The sequence below is a fragment of the Nocardioides pocheonensis genome, from assembly GCF_003725535.1.
Classification (GTDB): domain Bacteria; phylum Actinomycetota; class Actinomycetes; order Propionibacteriales; family Nocardioidaceae; genus Marmoricola; species Marmoricola pocheonensis.
The window spans coordinates 37,250-44,461 of record NZ_RJSF01000039.1 but is presented as its reverse complement, the minus strand read 5'-3'; the positions used below and the strand labels follow the sequence as shown (position 1 = coordinate 44,461).

Here is a 7,212-nt window from a genome sequence, read left to right as displayed (position 1 = left end):
GTTTCGAGGCGGTTGCTGCGCAACCGCGCCTCAACCATCGGCTGGTTGGGGTGCAACGTCTGGCTGGTTGAGGTGCGAGCGCCAGCGAGCCTCGAAACCACCTCTGGGTCCCAGGAGCCGTCGTCGGCGATCTCTCCACAGGCAGAAGGGCTCCGGTGACGTGAGCACCCATGGCTTGCGACCCTCGGTGCCGTGCCTTGGACCTACCTCGTCGAGTGCGCCGACGGCTCCTACTACGTCGGCAGCACGACCGACCTCGACCGGCGGCTGTGGGAGCACAACCACGCGGAGGTCGGTGGCGCCGAGTACACCCGGCGCCGGAGGCCCGTGACGCTGGTCTGGGCCGGCGAGTTCCCCAGCATCGTCGAGGCGTTCAACTTCGAGAAGCGTGTCCAGGGGTGGGGGCGTGCGAAGCGGCAGGCGCTGATCCGGGGCGACTTCGGCGCGCTCCCTCCGCTCTCGCGGCGAGGACATCTGCGGCCCGGCCGGTGAGCGCGGGCCGGGGGGTTTCGAGGCTCGCTGGCGCTCGCACCTCAACCAGCGGGGGACTCGCGCCTGGGTGAGCGCGGGCCGGGGGTTTCGAGGCTCGCTGGCGCTCGCACCTCAACCAACCGACGGCTCGTGCCTCGGTGAGCACCGGCCGGTGGTTTCGAGGCTGGCCCTCGCACCTCGACCAGGAGCGCTTTGAGCGTTCTGCTCTGAGCGGAACGGCGTGACGGGTCCGGGAGGGGCGTGCTTCGCTGGTCCCATGGGCGAGATCGTGTCCCTTCGACGTACGCCGGACCCCGCTGCGCCTGTCGAGCGGACCGAGCCGCTCTGGCGCGAGCTGGTCGGAGGCGAGCTCCGCGGCCGCCGGCTCGAGCGCGGCGAGCGCCTCGTCGACGTCGCGCAGCGCGCCGGAGTCTCCCCGCAGTACCTCTCCGAGGTCGAGCGCGGGCTCAAGGACCCCTCGTCCGAGATGCTCGCCGCGGTCGCGGGCGCGCTCGACCTCACCGTGCGTGAGCTGAGCACGCGTGCTGCGCGCGGCGGGTTCTCCGCCGGCAGCGCCCTCTGCCTCGCCGCCTGACCGCCCGCGTTCAGGCCCCCGGCACGCGGCGCGGCTGGAGCACCTCGTCGACGATCCCGTACTCCAGGGCCGCGTGCGGGGTGAGCACGAGGTCGCGGTCGGTGTCGGCGCGCACCTGCTCGGGCGTCCGGCCGGTGTGCCGGGAGAGGATCTCCTCCAGGAGCGTGCGGACCCGGGCGATCTCCTCGGCCTCGAGGATCAGGTCCGGGATCGTGCCGCGGCCCTGCGTCGCCGGCTGGTGCAGCACCACCCGGCCGTGCGGCAGGATCGTCCGCCGACCCGGCGCCCCGCCGGCGAGCAGCACGGCTGCCGTCCACGCCGCCTGGCCCACGCACGTCGTCTCGACCGGCGGCGCGACGTACTGCATCGCGTCGTACACGGCGAGCATCGCGGTGATGCTGCCGCCGGGGGAGTTGAGGTAGAGGTTGATCGGCAGGTCCGGGTTGTCGGACTCGAGGTGCAGCAGCTGCGCGATCAGCGCGTTCGCGACGCCGTCGTCGATCTCGGTGCCCAGGTAGATGATCCGGTCCTCCAGCAGGCGGCTGTAGAGGTCGACGGTGCGCTCGCCCCGCGGCGTGCGGGTGGTCACGTAGGGGATCGTGTACTGGCTCATCAGCGGGGTCCCTGCGGCGTTGTGCGGAGGAGCGAAGCGGGGGAGCGGAACGTCGTGGGGTGCATCACCGCACCAGCCCCATCCGGTGGGTCCGCGCGGGCGCCACGTCGTCGACCGCCTCGATCACCTTGTCGACGAAGCCGTAGCCGAGCGCCTCGGTGGCGGTGAACCAGCGGTCGCGGCGGGAGTCCTGCTCGACGGTCGCGACGTCCTGCCCGGTGTGCTCGGCGATCAGGCCGAGCACGGTGTCGCGGGTGTGCCGGAGGTCCTCGGCCTGGATCTCGATGTCCACGGCGGTGCCGCCGATGCCGGCCGACCCCTGGTGCAGCAGGATCCGGGCGTGGGGGAGCGCGTAGCGCTTGCCCGGCGTGCCCGCGGAGAGCAGGAACTGCCCGGCGCTCGCGGCCATCCCCATTGCGAGCGTGCTGACGTCGTTCGGGATCAGGCGCATCACGTCGTGGATCGCCAGCATCGCGGTGACCGAGCCGCCGGGGGAGTTGATCCAGAGGCTGATGTCGGAGCGCGCGTCCTCGGCGGAGAGGAGCAGCAGCTGCGCGCAGAGTCGGTTCGCGTCGACGTCCTCGAGCGGCTTGCCGAGGACGATGATGCGCTGGGCCATGAGCCGCTGGGCGAGCAGGTCGTCCACGCCGGCGGCGAGCGTCGTACTGGTCATGGCACCACGGTGCCCGCCGGCGTGCGCCCGCCGAAGGCCGTGCTGCCGCCGGCGGATCTGCCGTGGGCAGCGTCGCGACCGGTGGTCTCCTAGCATCGACCCATGGGGCGCCTCGACGAGCTGGACCTCTCGCACAAGCTGACCAAGCGTCAGGAGAACGAGCGGCTCGCCGCTGCCTCGAACCGACTGGCCCAGATCCGGCTCGCCATCGGCGGGAAGTTCCCAGGACACCCGGACATCGGCCCGGGCATGCTCGTGCTCTTCGAGGGCTGGGACGCGTCCGGCAAGGGCGGGGCGATCAAGCGCCTGGTGGCGCCGATGGACCCGCGCCACGTCCGGGTCAAGGGGTACGCCGCGCCGACCGCCGACGAGAAGCGGCACCACTTCCTGCACCGCTTCGCACCGGCCGTTCCCGGGCTCGGGGGCTTCGCGGTGCTCGACCGCACCTGGTACGGCCGCGTGCTGGTCGAGAGGGTCGAGGGCTTCGCGACCGAGGAGCAGTGGCGTCGCGCGTACGCCGAGATCTGCTCCTACGAGCGCATGCTGCGCGGCGAGGGTGTGCTCGTCCTGAAGTTCTGGATGCACGTCTCCGACGAGGAGCAGGAGCGCCGCTTCCGCAAGCGGGACGCCGACCCGCTCAAGACCTGGAAGCTGACCGACGAGGACTGGCGCAACCGGGCCCGACGCGCCGACTACGTCGAGGCCGTGGAGGACATGCTCCGCGAGACCGACGCCCCGCAGGCGCCCTGGGTGCTGGTCGAGGCCGACGACAAGCGCTACGCCCGTGTCAAGGTGGTCGAGTCGGTGATCGCGCACCTCGAGGCCGGCTGCGCCGAGCTGGGGTTCGCGCTCCCCGATCCGCTCTGACCGCTTCTCTGGCCGGCTCTCGGGCTACGTGCAGGGGCCCTTGCCGAGCAGCTGGAGGCCCTCGAGGTCGCCGGGGCCGAGCGCCGTGCGGCCGATGTTGTGGCGGTACATGAGCTCACCGGACGAGTCGACGTGCGCGAGGCCGAAGACGTGGCCGAACTCGTGCAGCAGGACGGCGAGTGCCTCCGCGTGGTTGTGGTGCTTGTCCAGGTAGGCGTAGTAGTCGCGGGAGAGGGCGATCGTGCCCGCGACGTAGCGCTTGCTCCCGCCGCGACCGATGACCTCCCGGCTGCCTCCCAGTCCGGCGATCTCGTCGGTGAGCTCCGCGATCGCGTCGCCGTCCTGCCACGACACGGCGATCGGGTCGTCGGGGTACACCGGCCCGGCCTTGAAGTTCCAGTTGGGAGCGTGCCCGCCGAAGGTCCCGGCGACCACGATCTTGAGCCCGGTCGCCGAGCGCATCGTGTCCACGGCCTCGCGGACGAGCTGCTCGGCGTCCGGCGGACCGCCGGCCGGGTAGACCGCGACCTGGATCAGCTGGCAGGAGCTGTAGGTCACCGGATGGCCACCGACCGAGTCCAGGAAGGCGTAGGCCGGGTCCTGGTGGCTGCTGCTCCACCGCACGAGCAGGGCCAGGACGCCGACCAGGGCGACGGCCGCGGCGGCGATTCGCCTTCCCCACCTCCCGCGTCCGGGAGGTGGCGCGACCGGGGGCGGCGCGACCGGGGGCGGAGGAACGTTGCGGTGCCCGCGGCGGTGCAGGTCGCGCAGGATCCGCTCGTACCCGACGTCGGTGACCCCGAGGTCGTGGGTCGGGCGAGGCGGTGGGTGGTCCATGACCGGACGAGCGTAGGTGTCCGGGACGTCCCGCGTGTCGCAAACGCCCGATCCGGGCCCGGTCGCCGGTGATGCCCGGTGATGCGGCACGTGATGCCCCCGCGTGGTTCCATTGCCGCAGAGTTAGAACGTGTTCTAGTATTGCTGGTGGCGCACCCGAACACCGAGGAGAAGTCATGAGTCAGGCAGTGCTGGACGGCATCCGGGACCTGCTGCCCACGATCCGCGAGCGCGCGGACGAGGCGGAACGGCTGCGGGTGGTGCCCGAGGCCTCGATCAAGGAGATCGAGGAGACCGGCTTCTTCCGCATGCTCCAGCCGAAGCGGTACGACGGCCTCGAGGCCGACCCGGTGGACTTCTACACCGCGGTCCGCGACATCGCCGGCGCGTGCGGCTCGACCGGCTGGGTCTCCAGCGTGCTCGGCGTGCACCCCTGGCAGGTCGCGCTCTTCGCCGACGACGCGCAGCAGGCGGTGTGGGGCTCGGACACCAACGTGCGGCTGAGCTCGTCGTACGCGCCGACCGGCAAGGCGACGATCACCGACGGCGGCTACACGCTGTCGGGCAAGTGGAGCTTCTCCTCCGGCTGCGACCACGCCACCTGGGTCCTGCTCGGCGGGCTCGTGTTCAACGCCGACGGCAACGTCGTGGACTTCAAGACCTTCATGGTGCCGCGCGACCGGTACCGCATCGAGGACGTCTGGAACGTCGTCGGCCTCCGCGGCACGGGGTCCAACGACATCATCGTGGAGGACGTGTTCATCCCCGAGGCGTTCACGCTGTCGATGAGCGAGACCGGCCAGTGCAAGGGTCCCGGCCAGGAGGTGAACACCTCGAACCTCTACAAGCTGCCCTTCCACTCGATCTTCACCACGACGATCTGCACGCCGATCATCGGCATGGCCTACGGCGCGTACGCCGAGCACGTGGACATGCAGCAGAAGCGCGTGCGGGCGGCGTACCTGGGGGAGAAGGCGTCGCTCGACCCGTTCGCCGCGGTGCGCATCGCACGCGCCTCCAGCGACATCGACGCCGCCTGGGCGCTGGCGATGAACAACATCCGCGAGGAGATGGCGCTGGTCGGGAAGGGCGAGCAGATCCCTCTCGGCCTGCGCCTCAAGGTCCGTCGCGACCAGGTGCTCGGCACGCAGCGGGCCATCGACGCCATCGACGCGCTGTTCGAGGCCTCCGGTGGCCGGGCGCTGGCCGAGGGCACCTACCTCCAGCGGGCCTGGCGCGACGCGCACGCCGGGCGGGTGCACGCGGCCAACGACCCCGAGCGCGCCCTGCAGATGTACGGCGCGCACGAGTTCGGGCACAAGGTCGACCCGGGGATGTACTGAGCCGATGGCCTTCGACAAGGAGTCCGTGCAGAGGTCGGCCAAGGCCGGCGACATCACGCTGAACTACTACGAGGCCGGCCCTTCGGCAGGCTCAGGGACCTCAGGCGCGATCGGCGGGGGCCTGCCCCTGGTGATGCTGCACGGCGGTGGGCCCGGAGCCTCCGCCTGGAGCAACTTCGGGCCTGCGCTTCCGCGGTTCGCCGCCGACTTCCGCACCCTGCTCGTCGACCAGCCCGGCTTCGGCGGCTCCGACAAGCCGCCGGTGGTCGGCAACTACTACCGCCACTCCGCCGAGTACGTCGTGAAGCTGCTCGACGAGCTCCAGATCGACCGGGTGCACCTGCTCGGCAACTCCCTCGGCGGTGGCACGGCGATGCGGCTCGCGCTGAGCCACCCCGACCGGGTCGGCAGGCTCGTGCTGATGGGGCCCGGCGGGCTCTCGCTGAACCTCTTCCACGCCGACCCCACGGAGGGGGTGCAGCGGTTGATGGACTTCGGCGCGAACCCGTCGCGGGAGACGCTGCGCGCGTTCATCTCCACGATGGTGGTCAACCAGGCGCTGGTCACCGACGAGCTCGTCGAGGAGCGGTACGCCGACGCGACCGCACCCGGGGCCCAGGAGGCGATGCGCTCGATGGGGATGTCCTTCTGGAACCCCGAGACCGCCGAGGACGGCATGCTCTGGCGCGAGGCCCACACGCTGCGCAAGCACACCCTGCTCACCTGGGGCCGGGAGGACCGGGTCAACCCGCTCGACGGAGCGATGGTGGCCCTCAAGCTGATCCCGAAGGCCCAGCTGCATGTCTTCCCGAATTGTGGTCACTGGGCCCAGATCGAGGCCGCCGACGAGTTCGCCGAGATCTGCACGGCATTCCTGGCACGACACGTGGAAAGGCCACGCGCATGACGATCGAGATCAAGTCCATGGGCTACATCCGGGTGGCCAGCACGGACCTCGACGCCTGGCGCACGTTCGCGGAGAAGGTGCTCGGGCTGGCCGTCGGGCGCGGCCCGAACCCCGACCACCTGTACTACCGGATCGACGAGGTGTCGGCCCGCGTGGTCGTGTTCCCCGCCGAGGTCGACCAGCTCTCCGCGACCGGCTGGGAGGTCGCCGACCACCAGGCCCTGCAGGCGGCCCGCCTCCACCTCAAGGAGGCCGGCGTGGTCTTCGAGGAGGGCACGCCCGACGAGCTCGCCGACCGCCGCGTCCAGGAGCTGGTCCGCTTCTCCGACCCGTGGGACAACGTCTTCGAGCTGTTCCACGGCATCACCTACGAGTCGCGGCCCGTGGTCACGCCGTACGCTGCGCGGTTCGTCACCGGCGACCAGGGCATGGGCCACATCGTCATCCCGGTGACCGACGACGTCGAGGCGCTCCGGTTCTACACCGAGGTGCTCGGCTTCCGGCTGCGCGACTCGATGAGCATGCCGGGCGAGTTCGTCGGCAAGGAGCCCGGCTCCAAGGTCTGGCTGCGCTTCCTCGGCGTCAACCCGCGCCACCACAGCCTCGCGTTCCTGCCGATGCCGAACCCGGCCAAGTGCGTGCACGTGATGCTCGAGGTCGACGAGCTCGACCACGTGGGTCGTGCCCTCGAGCGGGTGCGCAAGCACAAGGCGCCGCTGTCGGCGACCCTCGGGCGGCACATGAACGACGAGATGGTGTCCTTCTACGTGAGGTCGCCCGGTGGCTTCGACGTCGAGTTCGGCTGCGAGGGCCTGCGCGTCGACGACGCCCGCTGGGTCGCCCGCGAGAGCACGGCGGTGTCCTACTGGGGTCACGACTTCGGCGGCCAGTGAGTGCTCAGTGACC

Annotated in this window: 9 protein-coding genes; 6 read left to right on the top strand and 3 right to left on the bottom strand. The window is 71.1% G+C overall.

Annotation, left to right across the window (positions count from 1 at the left end; all coding sequences use genetic code 11):
- Positions 1–192 precede the first annotated feature (192 nt).
- Positions 193–492, top strand: coding sequence for a GIY-YIG nuclease family protein (locus EFL26_RS10835; RefSeq protein ID WP_123222913.1), 300 nt, complete (start codon positions 193–195; stop codon positions 490–492).
- A 256-nt stretch (positions 493–748) separates the two neighbouring features.
- Positions 749–1,066 (top strand): helix-turn-helix domain-containing protein, encoded by a 318-nt coding sequence (locus EFL26_RS10830; protein ID WP_123222912.1) that lies wholly within the window; start codon positions 749–751, stop codon positions 1,064–1,066.
- A gap of 10 nt (positions 1,067–1,076) precedes the next feature.
- Here EFL26_RS10830 and EFL26_RS10825 read toward each other — a convergent pair whose 3' ends face one another.
- The gene (locus EFL26_RS10825; protein ID WP_123222911.1) at positions 1,077–1,679 is read right to left on the bottom strand and encodes a ClpP family protease; all 603 of its coding nucleotides are present in this window, start codon (positions 1,677–1,679) and stop codon (positions 1,077–1,079) included.
- 64 nt (positions 1,680–1,743) lie between these two features.
- Positions 1,744–2,352 (bottom strand): ClpP family protease, encoded by a 609-nt coding sequence (locus tag EFL26_RS10820; RefSeq protein WP_123222910.1) that lies wholly within the window; start codon positions 2,350–2,352, stop codon positions 1,744–1,746.
- A gap of 102 nt (positions 2,353–2,454) precedes the next feature.
- Between EFL26_RS10820 and EFL26_RS10815 the strand changes: the two genes are divergently transcribed.
- Positions 2,455–3,219, top strand: a complete 765-nt coding sequence (locus tag EFL26_RS10815) for a polyphosphate kinase 2 family protein (RefSeq protein WP_123222909.1) — start codon at positions 2,455–2,457, stop codon at positions 3,217–3,219.
- 24 nt (positions 3,220–3,243) lie between these two features.
- On the opposite strand, the gene EFL26_RS10810 is transcribed toward EFL26_RS10815, so the two are convergent.
- Positions 3,244–4,056 (bottom strand): matrixin family metalloprotease, encoded by an 813-nt coding sequence (locus EFL26_RS10810; protein WP_123222908.1) that lies wholly within the window; start codon positions 4,054–4,056, stop codon positions 3,244–3,246.
- Between the two features lie 176 nt (positions 4,057–4,232).
- Here EFL26_RS10810 and hsaA point away from each other — a divergent pair, with 176 nt between their 5' ends.
- The 3 genes from hsaA to hsaC are packed head-to-tail and all read left to right on the top strand — an operon-like array spanning position 4,233 to position 7,199.
- Complete coding sequence (hsaA, locus tag EFL26_RS10805; RefSeq protein ID WP_123222907.1) at positions 4,233–5,399, top strand: 3-hydroxy-9,10-secoandrosta-1,3,5(10)-triene-9,17-dione monooxygenase oxygenase subunit; 1,167 nt, start codon at positions 4,233–4,235, stop codon at positions 5,397–5,399.
- A gap of 4 nt (positions 5,400–5,403) precedes the next feature.
- A complete protein-coding gene (hsaD, locus tag EFL26_RS10800) occupies positions 5,404–6,306 on the top strand; it encodes a 4,5:9,10-diseco-3-hydroxy-5,9,17-trioxoandrosta-1(10),2-diene-4-oate hydrolase (protein WP_123222906.1) in 903 nt (300 codons plus the stop codon).
- Complete coding sequence (gene hsaC / locus EFL26_RS10795; protein ID WP_123222905.1) at positions 6,303–7,199, top strand: iron-dependent extradiol dioxygenase HsaC; 897 nt, start codon at positions 6,303–6,305, stop codon at positions 7,197–7,199. The genes hsaD and hsaC overlap by 4 nt, the downstream gene beginning before the upstream one ends.
- Positions 7,200–7,212: the final 13 nt, after the last annotated feature.